The organism is Caulobacter sp. LjRoot300 (assembly GCF_964253875.1).
GTDB lineage: Bacteria > Pseudomonadota > Alphaproteobacteria > Caulobacterales > Caulobacteraceae > Caulobacter.
The window spans coordinates 248,468-270,990 of the sequence record NZ_CAXUSA020000005.1 but is presented as its reverse complement, the minus strand read 5'-3'; the positions used below and the strand labels follow the sequence as shown (position 1 = coordinate 270,990).

Here is a 22,523-nt window from a genome sequence, read left to right as displayed (position 1 = left end):
TGTTTGCACGGGGTGCGCGTCCAGGACGCTAAGGCGAGGCTGGGACCGGCGTCTCCGGCTCCTCATCGGCCGGGGTCGGCACGGCCGGCGGCTGAGGGCGATTGTTCTCGCCGGGCTTCAACCGCCCGCCCGAGGCGATCAGCGCGTCATAGGCCCGCTGCTGGCGCGAGAAGTCGCCGCCGCGCGCGAACATGGCGTCGAAGCGGGCGTCGCGTCCCGAGGCGGCCGACAGCGCCGCGGCCAAGGCCGGCGCGATCGAGCCCACCTCGGCGTCGTCGCAGGCCCGGCGCAGATGGCGGGCCTGGCCGGGAACCAGCAGGGTGACGTCCCAGGAGACGCCCTCCAGGCACACGGGCTCCACGGCCCCGCCGCCATAGTCGACGACCACCGAGCGGGGCTGGCTCCACATCGGCGCGCCGACCAGGGCCTTCAACGGTGGAATCTGCTGGGTCGCGAGCTCGGCGTCGATATCGACGCGGCGGCCGATCTCCGGCGAGCAGCAGCCCAGGCCGGCCCGGGCCTGGACGAAGGCGCGGCCGTCGCGGCGCACCGTCACGCGGATCACTGCCTGGCGCACGCCGGTGGCGGGCCGGGCCCACACCTCCAGCACCAGTTCGCCGCGCTTGATCAGCTGACTCTGCAGGGGCTGCAGACCCCAGAGGCGGTAGAGCAGGGGATCCACGCCGTTGTCGATTGGGACCAGCGTCTCGCCCGGCCGCAGGCGGCGGCCCTGGAAGGGATCCTGCTCGGGCGGCGGCTTGCGGATTTCCGGAGCCCACCAGATGGCGGGATCGGGCGGCGGCGGGGCGGCTTGCGGCGCGGGTTGCTGGCCGGCGAGGGCGACGCCCGCCGCCAGGCCAGCCAAGAGGATCGCGCCGCTCATCGCTACATCCCTTCAACACCCCGTTCGATGGAAAGCACGCCGGTGCGCGACAGTTCCACCAGGCCCAGCGGCCGCATCAGGTCCAGGAACTTGTCGATCTTGGACGGCGCGCCCGAGATCTCGAACACGAAGCTCTCAAGCGTGGTGTCCACCGGCTTGGCGCGGAAGATCTCGGCGATGCGCAAGGCCTCGACGCGGTCCACGCCCTGGCCGCGCACCTTGACCAGGGCCAGTTCGCGCTCGACGCCGTTGGGATCGCGGGTCACGTCGTGCACGCGGCGGACGCTGACCACCTTGTGCAGCTGGGCCTCGATCTGGTCGAGCACGTGACGGGTGCCGCGGGTGACCACCGTGATCCGGCTGGTGTGGGCCTTGCGGTCGGTTTCGGCGACCGTGAGGCTCTCGATGTTGTAGCCCCGCGCGGCGAACAGCCCGACCACCCGGTGCAGCACGCCAGGCTCGTTGTCGACCAGCAGGGCGAAGGTCGCGGTCTGCTCGACCTGTTCGTTGGGGGCCATGTCGTAGGCGGAGGCGGGTTGGAGGTCGGTCATCTAGGGCGCTCTGACTCTGTGCTCTTGTTGTTTGGGTTTGCCGCCGCGACGACGCGATAGGGACGGTAGTGCATCCCAATCGCCACGTATCATCGCTTCTTTCTTGGCGCGGGACCAACCTTTGATCCGACGCTCGGTGTCGATAGCGTCGATGATGTACTGGAAGGGCTGACACCACACGAGCTTCACGGGAAGCCGACAGACTGTGTACTCGCCGCCGCGGCCCTCTTGATGCTGAGCGACGCGTACTTCCACATCGGGTCCGCGATGTGAGCCAACGTAGTACGAACCGTCGCGGTACTGGAGCATGTAAACCCACGCGCTGTGGAGATCGTACATCGGCCCTGCGTCCTTCGAGGCGAACCCTTCAGGTTCGCACCTCAGGATGAGGAATGAAGCGGACGACACGAAAGCAAAAAACCGAGGCTTTACTGAATTCTCGGCTCTACTGACTTCCTCATCCTGAGGCGCCCTCCGCAGGAGGGCCTCGAAGGACGCACGGCGCCTAAACCAACCCGCCGCCCGCCGCGCCGATAACCGAGCCGATGTCCTCGACGTCGCCCATGATCATCTCGTTGTGGGCCTTGCCCGAGGGGATCATCGGCAGGCAGTTTTCGTGCTTCTCGACGCGGCAGTCGAAGACCACGACCTTGTCGCTGTTGATCATCTCCAGGATCTTGCCGTCCAGCTCGGCCGGGTCCGAGCAGCGGATGCCGACGGCGCCGTAGGCCTCGGCCAGCTTCACGAAGTCGGGCAGGCTGTCGGAATAGGAGTGGCTGTAGCGTTCGCCGTGCAGCAGTTGCTGCCACTGGCGGACCATGCCCATCCATTCGTTGTTGAGGATGAAGATCTTGACCGGCAGGTTGAACTGGATCGCCGTCGACAGTTCCTGGATGCACATCTGGATCGAGGCCTCGCCGGCGATGTCGACGACCAGGCTGCCCGGATGGGCCAGTTGCACGCCGATCGCGGCGGGCAGGCCGTAGCCCATGGTGCCCAGGCCGCCGGAGGTCATCCAACGGTTAGGTTCCTCGAACCGGAAGAACTGCGCGGCCCACATCTGGTGCTGGCCGACTTCCGTCGTGATGTAGACGTCCCTGTCGCGGGTCAGGGCGTACAGGCGCTCGATGGCGTACTGCGGCTTGATGACCGTGTCGGAGCGTCGATAGTTCAGGCACTGGCGGGCGCGCCACTGGTCGATCTGGGCCCACCAGTCGGTCAAGGCGGCCTTGTTGGCCTGGTGGCCGGCGGCCTTCCAGGCGGCGATCAGGTCCTCGAGCACGCTGCCGGCGTCGCCGACGATCGGCAGGTCGACGCGGACGTTCTTGTTGATCGACGAGGCGTCGATGTCGATGTGGATCTTCTTGCTGCCCGGCGAGAAGGCGTCGAGGCGCCCGGTGACCCGGTCGTCGAACCGCGCCCCGACGCAGATCATCACGTCGCAGTCGTGCATGGCGTTGTTGGCCTCGAAGGTGCCGTGCATGCCCAGCATGCCCAGCCAGGCCGGGTCGGCGGCCGGGAAGGCGCCCAGGCCCATCAGGGTCGAGGTGACCGGCGCGCCGGTCAAGGCCGCGAACTCGCGCAGGGCCTGCGCCGCCTTGGGACCGGCGTTGATGACGCCGCCGCCGGTGTAGAAGATCGGTCGACGCGCGCCGGCGATCAGCCGGGCGGCCTCGGCGATGCGGTTCTGGTCGCCCTTGACCCGCGGATTGTAGGCGTGGGTCGAGGCGACTTCCGTCGGGCCGTAATATTCGCCCTTGGCGAACTGGACGTCCTTGGGAATGTCGATCAGCACCGGGCCGGGGCGGCCGGTGGTGGCGATCTTGAACGCCTCGTGGATGATCTGCGGCAGGTCGCGGACGTCCTTGACCAGGTAATTGTGCTTGGTGCACGAGCGGGTCATGCCGACCGTGTCGGCCTCCTGGAAGGCGTCGGTGCCGATCAGGTGGGTGGGGACCTGGCCGGTGATGACGACCATCGGGATGGAGTCCATCAGGGCGTCCATGATGCCGGTGATGGCGTTGGTCGCGCCCGGGCCCGAGGTGACCAGGACGACGCCCGGCTTGCCCGAACTGCGGGCGTAGCCCTCGGCGGCGTGGGTCGCGCCCTGCTCATGGCGGACCAGGATGTGCTGCAGGCGCGGCTCGTGGAACAGGGCGTCATAGATCGGCAGGACCGCGCCGCCCGGATAGCCGAACAGCACCTCGACGCCCTGGTCCACGAGGCCGCGGACCACGATCTCGGCGCCGGTCATGGCGCGGGAGGCGGTGTCGACGGGGGTCGAGCTCTCGATGGTCTGGTGGGCGGTCATGGCGGTGATCCCTGGGGTTGGGAAACTGGGCGGCGGGAGGCGGGGAAGCGGAAAAGAAAAAAGGCCCCGAAGGACCTTTTGTGCGCGCGACCGATCTATCAGCGTGACTTCGAGGTCACGCCGTGAACGGCCGCTCCATAAGTACGATCATGGTGTTGCGCACGAGTGTTGCTCCAAATGGATGATCGGGGAATGCCATGCTCGCCGAGGGCCGTCAAGGCGCGCTTTGACGCAAGAAACAACCCGTTGCGCCGGCGCAACGGCGTTCCGTCAGGCGAAATTCAACCCAGGCGCTGCAGCAACAGGGCAAGGGCGTGCTCGGCGAAGCGTCGCATGTTCGCCTCGCGGTCGTCCAGGCCCGTCTCGACGGTAAGACTGACCTCGGTGTCCGGCCCGACCACGGCGGCGCAGCTGTGACCCGCCGCGTCGCCATAGCGGTTGCCGTCCGGCCCGGCCGCGCCGGTTTCCGACAGGCCCCAGGTCGCCTTCAGGTTCTTGCCCGCCACCCGGGCCAGCAGCACGGCATAGGGCTCGCTGGCCGAGCGCAGGCCGTCCATGGCCTTCTGCGGGATGTCCAGCAGGGTGAGCCGGGCGCGGGCGGTGTAGACCACGGCGCCGCCGACATAGAACTTCGACGCGCCGGGCACGGCCAGCAGGGCCGCCGAGATCAGGCCGCCGGTCGAGGATTCGGCCACGGCGAGGGTTTCACCCCGCTCGGTCAGGCGAGCGGCGACGGCGGCGGCGAGGCGGGCGAGTTCGGTCATGGTTGCGTCCTGTATACCGGGGACCTTGCCCCCACCTGGCGACTTCGCCGCCTGTCCGCCCCCATAGGGGCGGAGCGCTCGCTCTAAGGCTCTTCCCCCTCCGGGGGAAGGCGATCGCGAAGCGATCCGTAGGGGGCAAGTGTTTCAACCCGCTCCCAGTCCGGCGTCTGGTTCCGAAACCAAGTCATCTGGCGCTTGGCGTAGCGCCGCGTCTCCTGCCGCGCCGCCTCCAAGGCCTGCTCCAGGGACGTCTCGCCCCGCAGGTGGGCGGCCAGTTCTCGGTAGCCGACAGCCTTCAACGCGGGCAGGGACGAATCCAGGCCTCGCGCCTCCATCGCCGCCACCTCGTCCAGCGCGCCGTGATCGACCATCAAACCCAGACGAGCGTCGCAGCGATCGTAGAGTTCGGCGCGAGGCGGATCGAGCACGACGCCGCGCCAGGTCCCCGCGGCCAGGGCCGGGCGGGTGTCGGTCTGCCAGGCGGTCAGCGACTTGCCGGTGGCCACGGCCACGGCGTGGGCGCGAACCAGGCGCTGGCGGTCGCCGACCTCGATGCGCGCCTCGGCCTGAGGGTCGAGCGTGGCCAGCACATCGCGGAACTCGGGCTCGCCTTGAGCGGCGTAGAGCAGGGCCGAGATCTCGCGCTGGGTCTCGGGCACCGGCGGCACGTCGGCCAGGCCGTGGGTCAGGGCGCGGAAATAGAGGCCCGTGCCGCCGACCACGATGGCGGGGCGGCCGCGGGCGGCGATCTCGGCCAGGCTTTGCGTCGCCGCCGCCAACCAGCGCCCCACCGACCAGCCGTCCTCGGCGTCGGCGACGCCGAACAGGTGGTGCGGCGCCTCGGCCAGTTCGTCGGGCGACGGCCCGGCCGTCAGCACCCGCAGACCAGCATAGATCTGCATGGAGTCGGCGTTGACGATCTCGCCGCCGGTCTCGCGCGCCATCTTCAGGGCCAGGGCGGACTTGCCGCTGGCTGTTGGCCCGGCGATAAGGACGATCTTTGTATCAGGCAATCTCGGGTCGAGTCCTTTTCCGGTCTCGAGGGGTTCGCGTTATCGGGGACAAACCATGAAAACCACCTTCGGCGCCATCCTGGCCGGCGTTCTTGTCTTGGCCGCGTCGCCGGTCCTGGCCGCTTCGGCCGACCGCACCACGCCGGCCAAGGCGCCGGTCCAAGCGCCAACCGAGACGACGCCCGAGGCCCAAGGGCCCGCCACCCTGGATGAGCGCCTGGGCTGCGGCGTGATGCTGGTGACGATCGACGAGGTGCTGCAGCGCAATCCGCAACTGGCGGCGAAGTTCTCGCAGGGCAACGGCGCCGGAGCCGCGATGGTCCCGATGTTCAAGCTGCTGGGCGTCAGCGGCGGCCAGGTGCTGGACAAGGCCTATGCCGAGGGCGTGGCCCAGGGCTCGACGCCCTCGACCCTGTACCGCCGGGGCGTGGCCGCGCTGTCGGCCAAGATCAACCAGGACGGCGGCGGCAAGGACCAGGCCATGGCGGTGTTCAGCCGCTGCATGTCGGTGGCCGCGCCCCAATCCTGACCTTCCGCAGCGCTTGAAGGTTGACGCGGGCGGCTTCCTCCAATAGCCGCCCCGTCATGCTCGCGATCACACTCGTCTCGCCCGACCCTGCCGCCCTGGCGCAGGCCGCTGCCGCCGTGCGCGCCGTCCTAGCGATCTCGTCGGAAGTTCCGCTGGGGCAGGGCGCGCTGGACCTGCTGGCCGACCTGCCACCGGTCGAGACCCACCAGGCGGTGAAGGCCGCCGTCGGCGACCTGCCGGTCGACTTCGCGGTCCAGCCGATCGAGAACCGCCGCAAGCGGCTGCTGATCGCCGACATGGACTCCACGATCATCAATGTGGAGTGCCTGGACGAGCTGGCCGACTTCGCCGGGGTCAAGGACAAGGTCTCGGAGATCACCGAACGGGCGATGCGCGGCGAGCTGGCCTTCGAGGGCGCGCTGCGCGAGCGGGTCGGCATGCTCAAGGGCCTATCGGTCGACGCCCTGCAGGCCTGCTATGACGACCGCGTGAAGCTCAATCCCGGGGCGCGGATCCTGGTGCGGACCATGGCCGCGCACGGCGCCCGCTGCGCCCTGGTCTCGGGCGGCTTCACCTTCTTCACCTCGCGGGTCGCGGAAGCCGCCGGCTTCCACCTGAACCGCGCCAACACCCTGATCGAGGACGCTGGCCGGCTGACCGGAACGGTCGGCGAGCCGATCCTGGGCAAGGAGGCCAAGCTGGCGGCGCTGCGGGAAGAGACCGCGGCCCTGGGCCTGACCCCGGCCGACGCCCTGGCGGTTGGCGACGGCGCCAACGACCTGGCGATGATCGAGGTCGCCGGCCTGGGCGTCGCCTACCGCGCCAAGCCGATCGTTGCCGCCCAGGCCCACGCCAAGGTCGACCACGCCGACCTCACGGCCTTGCTCTACTTCCAGGGCTACACCACCGCGGAATTCGTCTCGTGACCTTCCCGCGCGGCGTTCAGGCGGTGGTGTTCGACATGGACGGCCTGCTGCTGGACACCGAGACGGTCTACCAGGCGGCGATGATCGAGGCCGGCCAGGCGTTCGGCGTCGACTTCACGGCCGCCACCTACCGCTCCATGGTCGGCAAGACCAATCCGGAATGCGGCGTGATGCTGCGCGAGCTCTATGGCGCCGGCTTCCCCGTCGAGGACTACTTCGCCCGCACCTGGAGCGACGTCGAGGCGATCCTTGAGGCCGAGGTGCGACTGAAGACCGGGGTGATGGAGATCCTGGACTACCTGGACGCCCTGGGCGTGCCGCGCGCCATCGCCACCTCCAACAGTCGCCAGGCGGTGGACCGCTATCTGGGCCGCTTCGACCTGGTCAAGCGCTTCCACGCGGTGGTCGCCAACGCCGATGTCGTCCGCCACAAGCCGCATCCGGACCCCTATCTGGAGGCCGCCCGCCGGCTGAACGTGCACCCGACCCTATGCCTGGCGCTCGAGGACTCCCACCCCGGCGTCCGCGCGGCCCATGCGGCGGGGATGATGACGATCATGGTGCCGGACATTCTCGATCCGAATGAGGAGATGCACGACAAGTGCGTGCACATCGCCGAGAGCCTGCACGTGGTCATGGACCTGCTGAAGGCGGCGGCTTAGGGGCGCGTTCCCCTAAAACGGCGCTGTCATCCCGGACGAGCGCGTAGCGCGAAGATCCGGGACCGACGCGTGAGCTCAGCACTTCCGGCGGTCCCGGATCGGCGGCCCTTCGGGCCTTGTCCGGGATGACAACGAAAAGCGAAAGAGAGGGCCGGCGGATCGCTCCGCCGGCCTTTTCCATATTCAGGTCAGCCCGCCGGGCCCTTCTCGAAGTACTTGAAGAAGGCGCTGTCGGGCGAGAGGACCAGGGTGGTGTCGCCCTGGCCCAGCGCCTTCTCGTAGGCCGACATCGAGCGGTAGAAAGCGGCGAAACCCGGATCGCGACCGAAGCTTTCGGCGAACAGTTGGGCGCGCTGGGCGTCGGCGTCGCCGCGGATCTTCTCGGCCTCCTCATAGGCGGTGGCGACGATCTCGCGGCGCTTCTGCTCGCCGATGGCCCGCAGCTCGGCGGCCTCCTGCTTGCGGGCCGTCTGCATCCGCTCGAACACGGCCTGCTCGTTGGTCGGCGGCAGGTCGGCGCGCTTGATGCGCACGTCGATGATCTGGACGCCCAGGTTGGACGCGGCCACCTGGCGGGCGACGCGGTCGCGGATGGCGGCCATCACCTGGGCGCGCTTGCCGGCGATCACCTCTTCCGACGTCGAGCGGCCGATCTCCTCGCGCAGGGCGGCGTTGACGATGCGGTCCAGACGGTCGGTGGCGACGCTCTCCTGGCCCAGGGTCCGGTAGAACTGGCGCGGGTCGGTGATGCGGTAGCGGACGAAGGCGTCGACCACCAGCCGCTCCTGGTCGGCGGCGGTGACCTCTTCCGGCTGGGCGTTGATCATCTCGATATTGCGCTTGTCGAACCGGATGACGGTGTCGAACGGGCTCTTCAGGTGCAGGCCCGGCGTGCTGACCACGCGCACCGGATCGCCCAGCCGCACCAGCAGGGCCTGCTGTCGCTGGTTCACCTGGAACAGCGTGAAGTTGGCCAGGATCAGCAGGAACAGCGCGCCGACGCCCGTGGCGACGACAGGTCGATTGAGGCGGTTCATCGGACGGCTCCCTCGCTGCCGGAAACGGCGGCCGACACGGACGGGCCCTTGGGCCGGAACGCGTCGGGCGGCAGGATCACGGGGGCGGTGGCGCCCTTGTTGTCGATGATCACCTTGTTGGACCGCTCCAGCACCCGCTGCATGGTCTCGATATAGAGACGCTCGCGGGTGACGGCGGGGGCCAGCTTGTACTGGGCGTAGACCTGGTTGAAGCGGTCGGCGTCGCCGGCCGCCTCGCGCACGACCTGCTCGCGATAACCCAGGGCCGCCTGCTTGATCTGGGCCGCCTCGCCCCGGGCGTTGTTGGCGGCGGATTCGGCGTTCTGGGCGGCGCGCTGCACGTCGCGATAGGCTTCCAGCACCGGACCCGGCGTGGTGGCCGCCTGGATGTTGACGCTCTGGACCGACACCCCGACATCGTAGCGGTCGAGGATGCGCTGCATCAGCTGCTCGGTCTGGTCCTGCACCTGGCCGCGGCCGGTGGTCAGGATCGGGGTCAGGGCGGTGCGGCCGACCACCTCGCGCATGGCGCTTTCGGCCACGTCCTTGATCACGGTGTCGGGTTCGCGGACGTTGAAGGCGTACTTGGCCGCGTCGGACACCTTCCACTGCACGGTGAAGCTGAGGTCGACGATGTTCTCGTCGCCGGTCAGCATCAGGCGCTCGTCCGGCAGCGGCTGGCTGACCGTGCCGCCGATGTCGAGGGTCTGGATCGAGGTGACGGGCACCAGCTCGGCGTGCTCGATCGGCCAGGGCAGGTGGTAGCGCAGGCCGGGCTGGGCGGTGCGGCTGTAGGCGCCGAAGGTGGTGACCACCGCCTGCTCCTTGGGCTGGACCACGTAGCAGCCGGACAGGGCCCACAGCGCGATCACGCCCAGGGCGGCGCCACCGAGCGCGCGCGACCGGCTGGGGCCGCCGAAGGTCTGGCGCAGGCGGTTGGACAGCCGCTCGATCAGGGCGTTGAGGTCGAGGGCCGGCGGCGGGTCGCTGGGACCGCCGGGGGGCGACTCCTCGCCTCTTGGCCGATCTCCGTCCTTCTTGCCGTCGTTCGGCGGCGGGGATCCCCAAGGTCCGGGGCCGGCGTTGTCGTTCCAGGGCATGGGCGGCTTGGTCTTCCCGGTCACAGCATTGGCGGGGTTGTAAAACGACCCCTGCACGCGGATATGAAAGCCCCCGCAGAACAAGGCAAGACAATCCCGTGACCGCAGCTTCCCCCGCCACCCTGGACGACGCCCGCGCGGCGCTGGATCTCGTCGTCGATCCGGTCTCCGGCGAGGGGCTGGTGACGGCCGGCCTAGTGCAGGGCCTGGTCGTGCGCGCCGGCCGCGCCGGCTTCATGCTGGAGGTGCCCGCGTCCCAGGCCGCGACGTACGCTCCGGTGCGCGAGGCGGCCGAAAAGGTGCTGGCCGGCCTGCCGGGCGTCGAGGTCGCCCAGGTGGTGCTGACCGCCCAGGCCGCCGAGGGCGCGACGCGAGTGCGTAAGGGGGCCAAGGTTTCCGAAGACGGCCAGGCCAAGCTGGTTCCGCCCCCGGAGGCCGAGAAACCGGCCCATGTGAAGCACGTTATCGCCGTAGCCTCGGGCAAGGGCGGGGTGGGCAAGTCCACAGTGGCCACCAACCTGGCCTGCGCTTTCGCGGCCCAAGGCCTGCGGGTCGGGCTGCTGGACGCCGACGTCTACGGTCCCTCGGCGCCGCGGATGATGGGGATCGACGGCGAGCCCAGCTTCGAGGACGGCAAGCTGCAGCCGCTGGAGGCTCACGGCATCAAACTGATGTCGATCGGCTTCCTGGTCGACGAAGGCAAGGCGATGATCTGGCGCGGCCCCATGGCCTCGTCCGCCGTGCGCCAGATGATCCACGACGTGGCCTGGGGCTCGCAAGCCGCGCCGCTGGACGTGCTGGTCGTCGACCTGCCGCCCGGCACCGGCGACATCCAGCTGACCCTGGTCCAGAAGCTGCGGATCGACGGCGTGGTGCTGGTGACCACGCCGCAGGAGATCGCCCTGATCGACGCGCGACGCGCGGCGGCGATGTTCGGCAAGACGGCGACCCCGATCCTGGGCCTGATCGAGAACATGGCCTTCTTCGCCGATCCGGCCACGGGCGCCCCGATCCCGATCTTCGGGGCAGGCGGCGGGGTGGCCGAGGCGCAGGCCCTGGGCGTTCCGGTCCTGGCCCAGGTTCCGATCGAGATCGCCGTGCGCGAGGCCGGCGACGCCGGAACGCCCGTGGTGCTGCGCGCGCCGGACAGCGCCGCGGCCAAGGCGTTCACGGGCGCGGCGAAGGCGCTGTGGGGCGGGGTGAAGGGGTAATTCGTCATAGGACCTCCCCCTGTGGGGGAGGCGGCCGAAGGCCGGTGGGGGGGAGTCTTCGGATCGTCGATCCGGGATCGACCCCTCTCCTATAAGTCCCCCCTCCGTCGGCTTCGCCGACACCTCCCCCACAGGGGGAGGATCAGAATAAAGGCCGCCCGGATCGCTCCGGACGGCCTCTTCTTCATCAACTCATGCCGAAGCTTAGAAGCTCCAGCGCAGGCCCGTCGACAGGACCACGGCCGAGCCTCCGACGTCGCCCTTGAGGTTCAGGGTCGTCGCCGCCGCGGTGCCGGGATAGATCGTCTCGGTGCGGTTGATCTTGGTGTCGTCGAAGCTGATGTACGACAGGGCCGCGTCCCATTGGATGCTGTCGGTCGCCTTCCAGGTCGAGCCGACGGCGTAGAGCATGCGGTCGCCGTCCGGCACGCGAGCGGTGCGGCCGATGTCGGGGGTCGGGGTCGGGTCGTACTGCACGCCGGCCCGCAGGGTCAGCTTGTCGTTGACGTCGTGGTCGACGCCGACGGCCACGGTCGTTGTGTCCTTGTAGTTCTGCTGGCTGACCGTGCCGCCGTTCGGATAGGTGATGACGATCTTTTCGAACTCGCTCCAGCCGATGCGCGAGACCGAGGCGTTCAGGGTGGTCTTGTCCGTCACCTGCCAGCGGGCGCCCAGATTGGCCATCCACGGGGTGGTGATCGTCGCCTTGCCGTCGGTATCGACATTCGCGGCGGCGAGCGGGCCCAGCAGGCCTGAGACGACCACATGGCCGTCCAGCTTGTGCTTGATCTCCGAGCGGTACGAGGCGCCGATCGTCAGGGCCGGCGAGGCGTGGAACTGGGCGCCGACGTTCCAGCCATAGTCCCAGTTGCCGTCGCCCTTCAGCGAAGAGGAGCCGTCGGGCAGCAGAGGCGACAGGTTCGGCAGGGCCGAGGACAGTTCGGCGTCGGTGTACTGGGCCGAAACGCCCACGCCCAGGTCGAGCATGTCGTTGACGCGGTAGGCGACCACGCCGTTGACGTCGATGGTCTTCAGGTTCGACTTCAGGGCGTCGTAGCGCGTCCAGCTGCGGCTGTTGTAGTCGGTGGTGAAGTTGTAGGGCGCAGCGACGGAAAGGCCGACGGCCAGCTTGTCGTTGACGCGGAAGGCGCCGGCCAGGTTGGGGACGATGCCGTTATTGATCGGGCCGCCGGCATAGGGCTCGCCGCCGACCGGGGTGGTCAGGCCGCCCGGGATGACCGGACGGGTCAGGGTCGAGCCGGCGTTGTTGACCTGCGAGTCGACCTGGACCAGGTGGACGCCGCCATAGATCTCGTTCTTGTCGAGACCGGCGATCGAGGCGGGGTTCCACCACAGGCTGGCGGCGCCGCGGTCGGCGACTTCGCCCGAATAGGCCCGGCCGGCGCCGCGCACCGATTGCTCCTGCAGGTAGAAAGCGGCGGCGGAGGCCTGCGAAGCCGCGGCCAGGGCGGCGAGCGCCACGCCGGCGGCGAGGGAGATACGCGTAATGGACATGAGAGACGACCTTCTGGGGAGGAAGCTCCGGCGCCCTTGGTGGCGCCGGTTGCCGTCGCTCTAACGCATCCAGTCAAAAACCGTTGCTATTTATTCGCAAAACGGTGAATTTTGTGCAGAGCGTCCAAGAATGTCAGCGTTGAGCACGATCTATATTTCGATGTTCCGTCAGTTACGCTCGAAGTTGCCTGAAAAGGACGCGAAAAAGCTGACGTAAGGGAAATCTACGCCACCTTCTTTCGCGTCACAATTCAAGATCTCCGCTTCGCAGGGGAAATTAGCCGCCAGCCAACTTGCGAAAGAACTTCGCGCCCTGTTCGCCGCCGTTGAAATAGGCCTTCTGGTCGGGCTCGGCGGTGATCCGGTCCCAGTTGTCGCGAACTTCCTCGGCCGAGAGGCCGCCTTCGCCGAGATAGACGCCTTCGGTCTCGAAGATCCGCGACAGGGCGAAGGCTCCGGCGCCGGCCGTCAGGATGGCTCCGGTGGGGGCGTCTTCCGACACCAGATAGACCACGCCCGGGGTGACGTATTCCGGCTTCAGCTTCTCCAGCACCTCCGGCGGCATCAGGCCTTCGGTCATGCGCGTGGCGGCGACCGGGCTGATGGCGTTGACCTTGACGTTGTTCTTGGCGCCTTCGAGCTTGAGGGTGTTCATCAGGCCCAGCACCGCCATCTTGGCCGCGCCGTAATTGCTCTGGCCGAAATTGCCGTACATCCCCGAGGACGAGGTCGTCACGACGATGCGGCCGTAGTTCTGGGCCTTCATGATGTCCCAGACGGCCTTGATCGGCTTGAAGGTGCCGAACACGTGGACCTGGATCACCGCCTCGAAGTCGGCCAGCTCCATCTTGCTCAGGGTGCGGTCGCGCAGGATGCCGGCGTTGGCGACCAGGATGTCGATCCGGCCCCACTTTTCCATCGTGGTCTTGACCATGTCGGCGACGCCGGCGTCATCGGTCACCGAGGCGCCATGGGCGATGGCCTGGCCGCCGAAGGCTTCGATCTCGGCGACGACGGCCTTGGCCGCGTCGGACGAGCCGCCCGAGCCATCGACGCTGCCGCCCAGGTCGTTGACCACCACCTTGGCTCCGCGCCGCGCCAGCTCCAGCGCATGCTGCCGGCCCAGGCCGCCGCCGGCCCCCGTGACGATCGCCACCTGACCGTCGAACCGGATCTCGTCCGCCATGCTCTCATCTCCCTCAAACGCGCGTTTGGTTTGTCGCGTTTGTGCGGCGCGGGGGAGGGAGCGTCAAGAGAGGAGGCTTACGCCTTCTTCTTGTCGCCGCCCGCGATCGGCGGCTTGGGCTGGTCGCGCTTCACGCCGGCCTTCTGGCCGGGCTTCATGAACTTCACCAGCACGCGCTGGCCCACCAGGATCGGCGCGCCGTCGGCGCTGACCACCACCTCGACGACGCGGTCGTCGCTGCGCTGGCTGGGGTCGTCCGAAGCCAACTTGCGGGCGCCGTAGACGGCGGCGCGGCGCAGGACCTTGCCGACATAGGTCTTGGTCGGATCGCCTTCCGGCTGGATCTCGACTTCCTGGCCGAGGGTGACGTTGGGGATGTCGGCCTCGACGATCTCGGCGCGGACGATGCGGGCGGTGCGCGGCTCCAGGTCGAACATCGGGGTGACGTTCAGGGTCGAGGCGCCGGCGCCGGGATTGGCGTAGCGGCGGGCGATGCGGCCGTCGGCCGGGGCGCGGATCACCGTCAGTTCCTGGTTGTAGCGCGCCTGGGCCAACTGGGCGGTCGCGACCTGGATGGCGGCCTGCTGGGCCTGAATGTTGGCGGTGGCCGTGGCGATCTGGTCCTGGGCGGCGTCGAGGCGCTGGCCGGCCACGAAGTTCGAGGCCGACAGGTTCTGCAGGCGCTTGTACTCGCGCTGGCTGGTGCGCAGCTGCACCTGGTAGAGCGCCAGCTGGGCGCGCGCCGAATTCAGGCTGGCGCTGGCGGTTTCGGCCGCCAGGCGGGCGTCGTCGTCCTCCTGCTTGGCCAGGGCTTGGCCGGTCACCACGTCCTGCCCCTCCTGGACCATGACGTCGCGGACAATGCCCTGGCGGCGCGCGGCCACCTGGATGATGCCGCCCTCGATGTCGGCCTTGCCGTTGGCGATGGCCGCGTAGGGGCTGGGCTCTTCCTGGACAGCCGCGGCCTCCAGCTTCTTCTTCTTCTCGGCCGCCTGGCTCTTCACGAAGAAGAACCCGCCGCCGCCAAGCACGACGACCGCGATGATGATCCAGAAGGCGGGACGGCGCAGGAACGCGGGCATGGACAACTTCCCCAAGAAATCAGTGGCTGAGCGACGGCGGATTGGCGTCGGGCGTCCTGCGCACGTCGTCCAGGATCAGACCGTCTTCGATGTGGATGACGCGGTCGGCATAGGCCTCCAGCCGCGGGTCGTGGGTCACGCAGATCACCGCCGCGCCGCGCTCGGTGGCGGCCTGGCGCAGCAGGCGGATGACGATCTCGCCGCTCTTGCCGTCGAGGGCCGAGGTCGGTTCGTCGGCGAAGATCAGGTTCGGGTTCTTGGCCAGGGCGCGGGCGATGGCCACGCGCTGCTTCTCGCCGCCCGACAGCTCGGACGGGCGCTGGTTGACGCGCGGGCCCAGGCCCACCGACTCCAGCGCCGCCTGGGCGCGGCGGCCGGCCTCGCCGGGGCCGACGCCCTGGTACTTGAGCGCGGTCATCACCTGCTGTTTGGCCGTCAGGGCCGGGAACAGGTTGAATCCCTGGAAGATGAAGCCGCAGTGGTCCAGGCGGAACTTGTCGATCTTACCCGGCGACAGCTTCCACAGGTCGGCGGCCTCGAGAGCCTTGACCTTGCCTTCGTCGGGCTTGAGCAGCCCCGACAGGGCCGCCACCAGGGTCGACTTGCCCGAGCCCGACGGGCCCATGACCATGGTCACGTCGCCGTGCTTGGCGTCGAAGTCCACGCCCTTGAGCACCTCGATGAACGTCCGGCCGGTCTTGAAGCGCTTGACCAGGCCTTTCGCCGTGAGGGCGCTTTCGCCATGGGTGAAGCTGCGGAGGCTTTTGATCGAGACGGGAGCGTTCATCGCAGGAGATCCGCGGGTTGGCTGTTCTTGAGGACGCCCAGCGACAGGAAACCCGACACCATGGCGATGACGATCAGGAACACGGCGACCACGGCCACCAGCATCGGCGGGAACGACATCGGCACCCCGCCGGCGGTGGCCGCCAGCGAGACCAGCCAGGTCAGGGCGGCCGAGGCGATCACGCCGACGATCCCGACCCAGAAGCTGAGCTCCATGACGATGTTGCGCAGGTCGCCCATCGACACGCCCAGGGCGCGCAGGCTGGCGAACTCCTTGATGTTGGCCATGATCGCGCCGCGCAGGGTCTGCCAGGTGATCACTACGCCGATCAGCAGGCCCAGGAACGCCGAGAAACCCAGGATGATGCCGATGATCTGGTCGTCGAGCATGGCGCCGGAATTGGCGTCGGCCAGTTCCTGGCGGGTCCAGGCGCGGAACTTGCCGTCGCCCTTCTTGTTGAGCTGGGCGGCGACGATCTCGGCGCGAGCCGGATCGCGGATCTGCACCATCAGCGGCCCGACGCGCTGGCCGGTGTCGGCCTCGCCCAGCATCCGCAGGGTGTCGCGCGACATCACCAGGGTCGGCTGGATGATGTTGGGGTAGCCGTGGGTGACGACGCCGATGGTGATGGTCTTGCCGTTGTAGAGGGCCTTGTCGCCCTTCTTGACGCCCAGGCGCTTGAGGGCGGTCTGGTCGACGGCCACGGAGTACGGCTGGCGCAGGGCCTCGACCATGCTCAGCGTATAGTCGGTCGGCACCGTGACGAAGCCGGGGATCGCGTCGATCACCGTGACGTTGACGAACTCGCTCTTGCGGCCGCCGCCACCGCCCCCTTTGCCGCCCTTGCCGGCCTGCTTGGCGCGCGCGTCGGCCTTGGCCTGCTCCTCGGGCGACTGGATGTTCTGGAAGCGGCCGCCGGAGCCGTCCAGCGGCGCCACCTGCAGCACCTCGGGATGGGTGTAGACCAGGGGGATCATCCGGCGCGGCAGGCCCGAGGGACCGCCGAACAGCGCCTTTGCGCCGGGACCCAGCACCATGATGTCGGCGCGGGCCCGGTCGATCTGGGCGGTGAAGCCCTTGCCGATGCCGACGAAGATGCCGACCTGGGCCAGCACCAGCAAACCCGAGAAGGCCAGCGCGACCACGGCCGCCATGTACCGACGCCACTCGTACAACAGTGTGGCCAAGGCCAACGACATGCTCGCAACGCTCCCCAAATCCAGGGTTGCAGCAATGCCCGGTGAACTTCAAGCGGCCAAGTTAAATCGGGGTAAGGCGCGATCGGCGATCTCCGGAAGCGGCGCCTTGCCTGTTTTCTCGCCGTCGCGGCGTCCTCCGCGGTCCGGTCAAGTTTGCCCATCCCGTCCTGGGTTTCGCCGGCTTGGTTCACTGTGTCGAGGTCGCAACAAGCTGAAACAGGGCATGTTTTTCGCACCTGGCCTGTCGCGTCGGCTGTCGGCGCGGGCGTCGGCGCAAGGGCCGACGCGCCTTCTTCCAAGGAGAGACAGATGACCATCTCCAGTATTGGGTCCTCTTCGCTGTTGCAGCAGCTGCTGCAGGCGAGGGCGTCCGCTTCGGCCCAGGCCGGGGACGGCGAGTCGGCGTCCAATGACCCTTTCGCCGAGGTCGGGCAGAACGTGCCGGCGGGCGGCGGGAACGGTCCGCCGCCGCCGATGCAGGGCTGGTCCTCGTCCGGCCAGGGTTTCGGCGCCGATACATTGGCGTCGCTGCTGGGCGCCCAGCAGACGGACCGGAGCGACCGCGCCGCCTCGATGTTCGCCGACGCCGATGCGGACGGCGACGGAACGGTGACCCAGGACGAACTGGCCACGGCCATGGCCGCCCACGCCCCGTCCGACCTGCCGACCGACGCGCCCAGCGCCGCGGACATGGCGTCCAACCTGGTGTCGAGTGGTGACGCCGACGGGGACGGGACCCTATCGCTGGACGAGTTCCAGGCGATGAAGCCGCCGCATGGCGGTCCGCACGGACCTGGCGGCCCGCCGCCCGGTGGGGGTTCGGAAGCCAGCGGGTCCTCCACCAGCGCCTCGACCGACCCGGCCGACCTGAACGGCGACGGGGTGGTGACGGCCGACGAACTGGTCCAGACCCTGACCTCGGCGACGGACCAATTGGGATCGGACGTCTCCAGCGACGCTTCGGACCTGATGCAAAAGCTGCTCAGCCAGTTGGCCAGCAGCCTGGCCGGTTCCACCGGCGCGGCGACGCCGTCGGTCGACGTGGCGGCGTGAAGCGCCTGGCGCGAGGGTGGGGCAGATCGCTCGACCCTCGCGGTTTGGCAAGCATTACGCTTGCGCCGCGCCCCCCATTCATAGTCATTTGGTCCCTTGGCTGCGTCGCGGGGGTGCGTCGCTCATTTAGGGTCTTCCGTCTTGATCTTCCTTCCCGAGAACGTCCAGGCCCTGGCGGGCGTGGCGCTGATCCTCGGCCTTTGCTGGCTGGTGTCCGAGAACCGCAGGCGCTTCCCGCTGGTGCTGGCGGTCTGCGCGATCGCCATCCAGCTGATCCTGGTCTTCGTTCTGTTCCGGCTGCCAGCCATGCGCGACGCGCTGCAGGGCGTCAACGGCGCGGTCGAGGGCCTGGCCTCGTCGACCCAGGCGGGCACCAACTTCGTGTTCGGCTACCTGTCGGGCACCACCCCGCCCTATGCCGAGACCAATCCGGGGGCCGGCTTCCTGTTCGCCTTCCGGGTCATGCCGGTGATCCTGGTGGTCTGCGCCCTGTCGGCCCTGCTGTGGCACTGGGGCATCCTGAAGTGGCTGGCCAAGGGCCTGGGCTTCCTGTTCCAGAAGACCCTGGGCCTGCGCGGCCCGCCGGCCCTGGCCACCGCCGCCACCATCTTCATGGGCCAGATCGAAGGGCCGATCTTCATTCGCGCCTATCTGGAGCGCCTGACCCGCTCGGAGCTGTTCATGCTGATCGCGGTCGGCATGGCCTGCGTCTCCGGCTCGACCATGGTGGCCTACGCCACCATCCTGCACGACGTGCTGCCCAACGCCGCCGCCCACGTGCTGGCCGCCTCGCTGATCTCGGCCCCGGCCGGCGTGCTGCTGGCCCGGATCATGGTGCCCGGCGATCCCAGCGAGAAGTCCGACGACCTGGACCTGGCCGAGGAGGACAAGACCTATGGCAGCTCGATCGACGCGGTCATGAAGGGCACCACCGATGGCCTGCAGATCGCCCTGAACGTCGGCGCCACCCTGATCGTGTTCATCGCCCTGGCCACCATGGTCGACAAGATCCTGTTCGCCCTGCCGATGGTGGGCGGCGAGCACCTGAGCATCGCCCGCATCCTGGGCGTGATCTTCGCGCCCCTGGCCTGGGCCATGGGCGTGCCGTGGAAGGAAGCCGGCAGCGCCGGCGGCCTGCTGGGGGTCAAGCTGATCCTCACCGAGTTCACCGCCTTCATCCAGATGGCCAAGACCGGCCCCGAGCTGCTGGACCCGCGCACGCGGATCATCATGACCTACGCCCTGTGCGGCTTCGCCAACATCGGTTCGGTGGGCATGAACGTCGCCGGCTTCTCGGTGCTGGTGCCCCAGCGCCGGCAGGAGGTGCTGGGCCTGGTCTGGAAGGCGATGATGGCCGGCTTCCTGGCCACCTGCCTGACCGGCTCGCTGATCGGCCTGATGCCGCGGGCCTGGTTCGGGCTTTAAAGGTCTTTCCTTCCTCTGCGGAACCAAAGCATCCTCCCGGTCGCAAGCCGGGAGGATTTGCCTTGAAGCTCTATGACAGCCGCCGCGCGCCCAATCCCCGCCGCGTGCGCTGGTTCATGGCCGAGAAGGGGATCGAGGACATCGAGGTCGTCGACGTCGACATCTTCGGCGGCCAGCACCGCACGCCCGAATACCTGGCCAGGGCGGGCCTGCCCAACGTGCCGGCCCTGGAGATGGACGACGGCCGGACCATCACCGAGTCGGTGGCCATCTGCCGCTATCTGGAGAGCCGCTATCCCCAGCCCAACCTGTTCGGCGAGGACCCGGCCGAGGTCGCGGTCATCGAGATGTGGTCGCGCCGCGCCGAGATGATGGTCGCCACCCCGCTGATGATGGCGGTGCGTCACGCCCATCCGGCCCTGGCGGCCATCGAGACCCAGATCCCCGAACTGGCCGCCAACGGCCGCGCCACCGCCGAGAAGGGTCTGGCGATGCTGGACCGGCGCCTGGCCGACAGCCCGTTCATCGCCTGCGAGCGGCTGACTATCGCTGACATCCTGGCGGCGACGGCGCTCGACTTCGCCCGGATGGTCCGCTTCCGGCCCGACCCGGAGCTGGTCAACGTCAAGCGCTGGCTGGAGGGCATGATGGCCCGGCCGGCGGCGAAGGCGGGGGTTTAGTATGGGCGGGGACAGGCGCATGCGCCTGTCCCCATCTTGTCATCGCGTCCTGATCTTCTTGATCACGCCTGAGAAGTTCAGCATCGGCGCGCCGCCCGTCGATACCAGGCCGCGCACGAACAGCAGCGAGCCGCCGGCCTTGGTGACCTCGCCGGTCGACTCCACCAGGTCGCCGGGCCTGGCCGGACCCAGGAACTCGCCGTTCAAGCTGACGGTGACGGCCCGCACGTCCTTCAGGTGGGCCCACGAGATGGCGAACAGCGAATAGTCGGCGAAGGTCATCATGCAGCCGCCGTGCATGAAGCCGCCGCCGTTCATGTGGCGGGCCTCGGCGCGGAAAGCGCTGCGGACGACGCCGTTCTCTTCCTTGAAATAGAAGGGTCCGGTCTGGTCCTCGAAGGCGTCCATGCCCGCCCAGGTGCTCCAGCCGGCCCACTCGCCGTCGGTCACCAGCTTGGGGCCGTCCCAGATCTCGTTGCCGCCGTCCATGGTCGGTCCCCTCGCCATCGCCTTGCGTTGTCCTTGAGGGCCTAAGGCGGCGCGGCGCCGGAGGCAAGCGGCCGCCCTCGCGCTGCTGACGGATTCGTGGCATCCCTCCGGCCATGACCACCCCGATCCAAGACACCATCCTCTCCCAGCTGGCCGCCGTGGCCGCCGGCAAGTCCATCGACCCGATGTCGGTCGCCAAGGCCATCGAGCCCGTGCGCTGGCAGCGGGTGCTGGGCCATGTGCGGACCAACGCCATCGAGCTGGCGCGCGAAGGCAAGATCGTCATCCTGCGCCACAACAAGCCGGTGAATCCGGAGAAATTCCGCGGCGTCTACCGGCTGCGCCTGCGGATGGACGGCGATCCGACCAGCTTCGAGGACGTCGTCGACGACGCCGCCAGCGAAGAGGGCGGCGAGGCATAGGCCGCAAGCGCTCAAGCTTGCCTTGCCTCGTCAGCGCGCTACCTGAGCCCCATGCCGCTGGACCTCCTTCTCGCCGAGATCGCCGCCTGCCGGGCCTGCGCGCCGTACCTGCCGCATACGCCCAGGCCGGTGGTGCGGGTCAGTCCGGAGACCCGCCTGCTGATCTGCGGCCAGGCGCCGGGGCGGCTGGTGCACGAGACCGGCCTGCCGTTCAACGACCCATCCGGCGTCCGCCTGCGCGACTGGATGGGGATCGACCGCGAGACCTTCTATGGCCGCCCCGAGATCGGCGTGGCGGCCATGGCCTTCTGCTTTCCGGGGACCAATCCCAAGGGCGGCGACTATCCGCCGCCGCCGCGCTGCGCCGCGCTCTGGCGCAAGCCGCTGCTGGCGGCCCTGCCCAAGGTCGAGCTGACCCTGCTGGTCGGGAGCCACGCCCAGGCCTGGGCGTTGGGTGAGCGGATGAAGGCGAACATGACCGACACCGTCGCCGCCTGGCGCGACCATATCGAGGCGGGCGTGCTGCCGCTGCCGCACCCGTCGTGGCGCAACACCGGCTGGCTCAAGCGCAATCCGTGGTTCGAGGCCGAGGTCACGCCCTATCTTCGCCGCCGAGTGGCGGGCATTCTGGGGACATGAACCGTCGGACTCTCCTTCTTGGGGCGACCTGCGCGGCCGGCCTGGCCGCCTGCGCCCCCGTCATCCAGCATCCAGGGCCGGGTCAACTGGGCTATCGCGGGCCCCGGCTGGACGAAGACGGCCTGTTCAGTTTCGACGGCAAGAAGCTGGGCATGATGAAGTGGCTGCCGCCCGAGGGGCAGCCGGTCACCCATGTGGTCGTCGCCCTGCACGGCATGAACGACTATTCGAACGCCTTCCACCTGGCCGGGCCATTCTGGGCGGGGCAGGGGATCGCCACCTACGCCATCGACATCCGCGGCTTCGGCCGCTCGCCCGATCGCGGCGTCTGGGCGCCGCCGGACCTGGTGATCGAGGATATCCGCACCGCCGTCGCCCTGGTCCGCGAGGCCCATCCCGAGGCCAAGGTCGCCCTGGCCGGCGAGAGCATGGGCGGGGCGCTGGCCATCGTCGCCATGGCCTCGGACCGGCCGCCGGCCGCCGACCGCCTGCTGCTGTTCGCGCCGGCCGTCTGGGGCTGGTCGAACCAGCCGCTGCCCTACAAGACCAGCCTGTGGATCACGGCCCACACCACGCGCGGCTGGGTGGTCAAGCCGCCCGAATGGCTGGTCAAGAACGTCCAGCCGACCGACAACATCGACGAACTGCGGCGCATGGGCCGCGACCCGTTGATGATCTGGGGCGCGCGCTCCGACACCCTCTACGGCCTGGTCGGGCTGATGGAGAAGGCCTGGGCGTCGCTGGGCAAGGTCCAGGTCCCGATCGCCTATTTCTACGGGGCCAACGACCATATCATCCCCAAGGAGCCGACCATGGAGGCGGCCCGCCGGCTCAAGCCCGACGACCGCTCGGCCTATTACGCCAACGGCTGGCACCTGCTGCTGGTCGACCGGCAGGCCCAGGTGGTGTGGACCGACGCGGCCTCGTTCCTGAAGGACCCGTTGGCCGACCTGCCGTCCGGCGCCCCGCCGATCCCCGGGGCGCCGACCGCGCCGAACGTGGTGCGGTCGGAGGCTTCGAGACAATAAGAATCCGCTCATCCCGGCGAATGCCGGGACC

At 68.9% G+C, this 22,523-nt stretch carries 25 protein-coding genes; 10 read left to right on the top strand and 15 right to left on the bottom strand.

The window, feature by feature from the left end; translation table 11 throughout:
- Positions 1–28: 28 nt before the first annotated feature.
- The 7 genes from ACSQ2G_RS18555 to miaA form a co-directional block, all read right to left on the bottom strand.
- A complete protein-coding gene (locus ACSQ2G_RS18555; RefSeq protein WP_436033367.1) occupies positions 29–883 on the bottom strand; it encodes a hypothetical protein in 855 nt (284 codons plus the stop codon).
- Between the two features lie 2 nt (positions 884–885).
- Positions 886–1,434 carry an acetolactate synthase small subunit gene (gene ilvN, locus ACSQ2G_RS18550; RefSeq protein ID WP_056761859.1) on the bottom strand — a complete coding sequence of 183 codons (549 nt, stop codon included), beginning with the start codon at positions 1,432–1,434 and terminating at the stop codon, positions 886–888.
- The gene (locus ACSQ2G_RS18545; RefSeq protein WP_436033755.1) at positions 1,435–1,743 is read right to left on the bottom strand and encodes a GIY-YIG nuclease family protein; all 309 of its coding nucleotides are present in this window, start codon (positions 1,741–1,743) and stop codon (positions 1,435–1,437) included.
- A 196-nt stretch (positions 1,744–1,939) separates the two neighbouring features.
- Positions 1,940–3,745: an acetolactate synthase 3 large subunit gene (locus tag ACSQ2G_RS18540; RefSeq protein WP_436033364.1), complete on the bottom strand. Its 1,806-nt coding sequence runs from the start codon at positions 3,743–3,745 to the stop codon at positions 1,940–1,942.
- Positions 3,746–3,860: 115 nt separating this feature from the next.
- Positions 3,861–3,908, bottom strand: a complete 48-nt coding sequence (locus ACSQ2G_RS18535; protein ID WP_369744215.1) for a hypothetical protein — start codon at positions 3,906–3,908, stop codon at positions 3,861–3,863.
- 118 nt (positions 3,909–4,026) lie between these two features.
- Positions 4,027–4,509: a CinA family protein gene (locus ACSQ2G_RS18530; RefSeq protein WP_436033362.1), complete on the bottom strand. Its 483-nt coding sequence runs from the start codon at positions 4,507–4,509 to the stop codon at positions 4,027–4,029.
- Positions 4,510–4,592: 83 nt separating this feature from the next.
- Positions 4,593–5,522, bottom strand: coding sequence for a tRNA (adenosine(37)-N6)-dimethylallyltransferase MiaA (gene miaA / locus ACSQ2G_RS18525; protein WP_436033360.1), 930 nt, complete (start codon positions 5,520–5,522; stop codon positions 4,593–4,595).
- A 55-nt stretch (positions 5,523–5,577) separates the two neighbouring features.
- Here miaA and ACSQ2G_RS18520 point away from each other — a divergent pair, with 55 nt between their 5' ends.
- Genes ACSQ2G_RS18520 through ACSQ2G_RS18510 form a run of 3 tightly spaced genes read left to right on the top strand, consistent with a single transcriptional unit; the run spans position 5,578 to position 7,639 of the window.
- On the top strand, positions 5,578–6,051 hold the full coding sequence (locus ACSQ2G_RS18520; protein WP_310082769.1) for a hypothetical protein: 474 nt from the start codon (positions 5,578–5,580) through the stop codon (positions 6,049–6,051).
- Positions 6,052–6,107: 56 nt separating this feature from the next.
- A complete protein-coding gene (serB, locus tag ACSQ2G_RS18515) occupies positions 6,108–6,977 on the top strand; it encodes a phosphoserine phosphatase SerB (protein ID WP_436033358.1) in 870 nt (289 codons plus the stop codon).
- Positions 6,974–7,639 carry an HAD family hydrolase gene (locus ACSQ2G_RS18510; RefSeq protein ID WP_436033356.1) on the top strand — a complete coding sequence of 222 codons (666 nt, stop codon included), beginning with the start codon at positions 6,974–6,976 and terminating at the stop codon, positions 7,637–7,639. Before serB ends, ACSQ2G_RS18510 begins: the two co-directional genes overlap by 4 nt.
- 188 nt (positions 7,640–7,827) lie before the next feature.
- Here ACSQ2G_RS18510 and hflC read toward each other — a convergent pair whose 3' ends face one another.
- Positions 7,828–8,676: a protease modulator HflC gene (hflC, locus tag ACSQ2G_RS18505; protein ID WP_436033354.1), complete on the bottom strand. Its 849-nt coding sequence runs from the start codon at positions 8,674–8,676 to the stop codon at positions 7,828–7,830.
- Entirely contained in the window at positions 8,673–9,776 is a 1,104-nt protein-coding gene (hflK, locus tag ACSQ2G_RS18500; RefSeq protein WP_436033352.1) for an FtsH protease activity modulator HflK, read from the bottom strand. The genes hflC and hflK overlap by 4 nt, the downstream gene beginning before the upstream one ends.
- Before the next feature lie 98 nt (positions 9,777–9,874).
- On the opposite strand from hflK, the gene ACSQ2G_RS18495 reads away from it, so the two are divergent.
- Positions 9,875–10,987: an Mrp/NBP35 family ATP-binding protein gene (locus tag ACSQ2G_RS18495; protein WP_436033350.1), complete on the top strand. Its 1,113-nt coding sequence runs from the start codon at positions 9,875–9,877 to the stop codon at positions 10,985–10,987.
- Between the two features lie 204 nt (positions 10,988–11,191).
- Here the strand turns inward: ACSQ2G_RS18495 and ACSQ2G_RS18490 are convergent, their stop codons facing one another.
- From ACSQ2G_RS18490 to ACSQ2G_RS18470, 5 genes are all read right to left on the bottom strand, one after another.
- On the bottom strand, positions 11,192–12,502 hold the full coding sequence (locus ACSQ2G_RS18490; RefSeq protein ID WP_436033348.1) for an outer membrane protein transport protein: 1,311 nt from the start codon (positions 12,500–12,502) through the stop codon (positions 11,192–11,194).
- Between the two features lie 277 nt (positions 12,503–12,779).
- Positions 12,780–13,688 (bottom strand): SDR family NAD(P)-dependent oxidoreductase, encoded by a 909-nt coding sequence (locus ACSQ2G_RS18485; protein ID WP_436033346.1) that lies wholly within the window; start codon positions 13,686–13,688, stop codon positions 12,780–12,782.
- Between the two features lie 77 nt (positions 13,689–13,765).
- The gene (locus ACSQ2G_RS18480; RefSeq protein WP_310082760.1) at positions 13,766–14,770 is read right to left on the bottom strand and encodes an HlyD family secretion protein; all 1,005 of its coding nucleotides are present in this window, start codon (positions 14,768–14,770) and stop codon (positions 13,766–13,768) included.
- Between the two features lie 19 nt (positions 14,771–14,789).
- Complete coding sequence (locus ACSQ2G_RS18475; RefSeq protein ID WP_310082758.1) at positions 14,790–15,557, bottom strand: ABC transporter ATP-binding protein; 768 nt, start codon at positions 15,555–15,557, stop codon at positions 14,790–14,792.
- Positions 15,554–16,756, bottom strand: a complete 1,203-nt coding sequence (locus ACSQ2G_RS18470) for an ABC transporter permease (protein WP_436033343.1) — start codon at positions 16,754–16,756, stop codon at positions 15,554–15,556. The genes ACSQ2G_RS18475 and ACSQ2G_RS18470 overlap by 4 nt, the downstream gene beginning before the upstream one ends.
- Positions 16,757–17,065: 309 nt before the next feature.
- Here ACSQ2G_RS18470 and ACSQ2G_RS18465 point away from each other — a divergent pair, with 309 nt between their 5' ends.
- From ACSQ2G_RS18465 to ACSQ2G_RS18455, 3 genes are all read left to right on the top strand, one after another.
- Positions 17,066–17,809 carry an EF-hand domain-containing protein gene (locus ACSQ2G_RS18465; protein ID WP_436033342.1) on the top strand — a complete coding sequence of 248 codons (744 nt, stop codon included), beginning with the start codon at positions 17,066–17,068 and terminating at the stop codon, positions 17,807–17,809.
- Between the two features lie 144 nt (positions 17,810–17,953).
- Positions 17,954–19,234 (top strand): NupC/NupG family nucleoside CNT transporter, encoded by a 1,281-nt coding sequence (locus tag ACSQ2G_RS18460; RefSeq protein ID WP_436033752.1) that lies wholly within the window; start codon positions 17,954–17,956, stop codon positions 19,232–19,234.
- Between the two features lie 62 nt (positions 19,235–19,296).
- Positions 19,297–19,914, top strand: a complete 618-nt coding sequence (locus ACSQ2G_RS18455) for a glutathione S-transferase family protein (RefSeq protein ID WP_436033340.1) — start codon at positions 19,297–19,299, stop codon at positions 19,912–19,914.
- A gap of 39 nt (positions 19,915–19,953) precedes the next feature.
- Here the strand turns inward: ACSQ2G_RS18455 and ACSQ2G_RS18450 are convergent, their stop codons facing one another.
- Positions 19,954–20,403 carry a PaaI family thioesterase gene (locus ACSQ2G_RS18450; RefSeq protein WP_436033339.1) on the bottom strand — a complete coding sequence of 150 codons (450 nt, stop codon included), beginning with the start codon at positions 20,401–20,403 and terminating at the stop codon, positions 19,954–19,956.
- 113 nt (positions 20,404–20,516) lie between these two features.
- Between ACSQ2G_RS18450 and ACSQ2G_RS18445 the strand changes: the two genes are divergently transcribed.
- Genes ACSQ2G_RS18445 through ACSQ2G_RS18435 form a run of 3 tightly spaced genes read left to right on the top strand, consistent with a single transcriptional unit; the run spans position 20,517 to position 22,492 of the window.
- A complete protein-coding gene (locus ACSQ2G_RS18445) occupies positions 20,517–20,825 on the top strand; it encodes a DUF3253 domain-containing protein (RefSeq protein ID WP_436033337.1) in 309 nt (102 codons plus the stop codon).
- A gap of 51 nt (positions 20,826–20,876) precedes the next feature.
- The gene (locus ACSQ2G_RS18440; RefSeq protein ID WP_436033335.1) at positions 20,877–21,464 is read left to right on the top strand and encodes a uracil-DNA glycosylase family protein; all 588 of its coding nucleotides are present in this window, start codon (positions 20,877–20,879) and stop codon (positions 21,462–21,464) included.
- Positions 21,461–22,492, top strand: a complete 1,032-nt coding sequence (locus ACSQ2G_RS18435; protein ID WP_436033333.1) for a lysophospholipase — start codon at positions 21,461–21,463, stop codon at positions 22,490–22,492. The genes ACSQ2G_RS18440 and ACSQ2G_RS18435 overlap by 4 nt, the downstream gene beginning before the upstream one ends.
- The last annotated feature ends 31 nt before the right edge of the window (positions 22,493–22,523 follow it).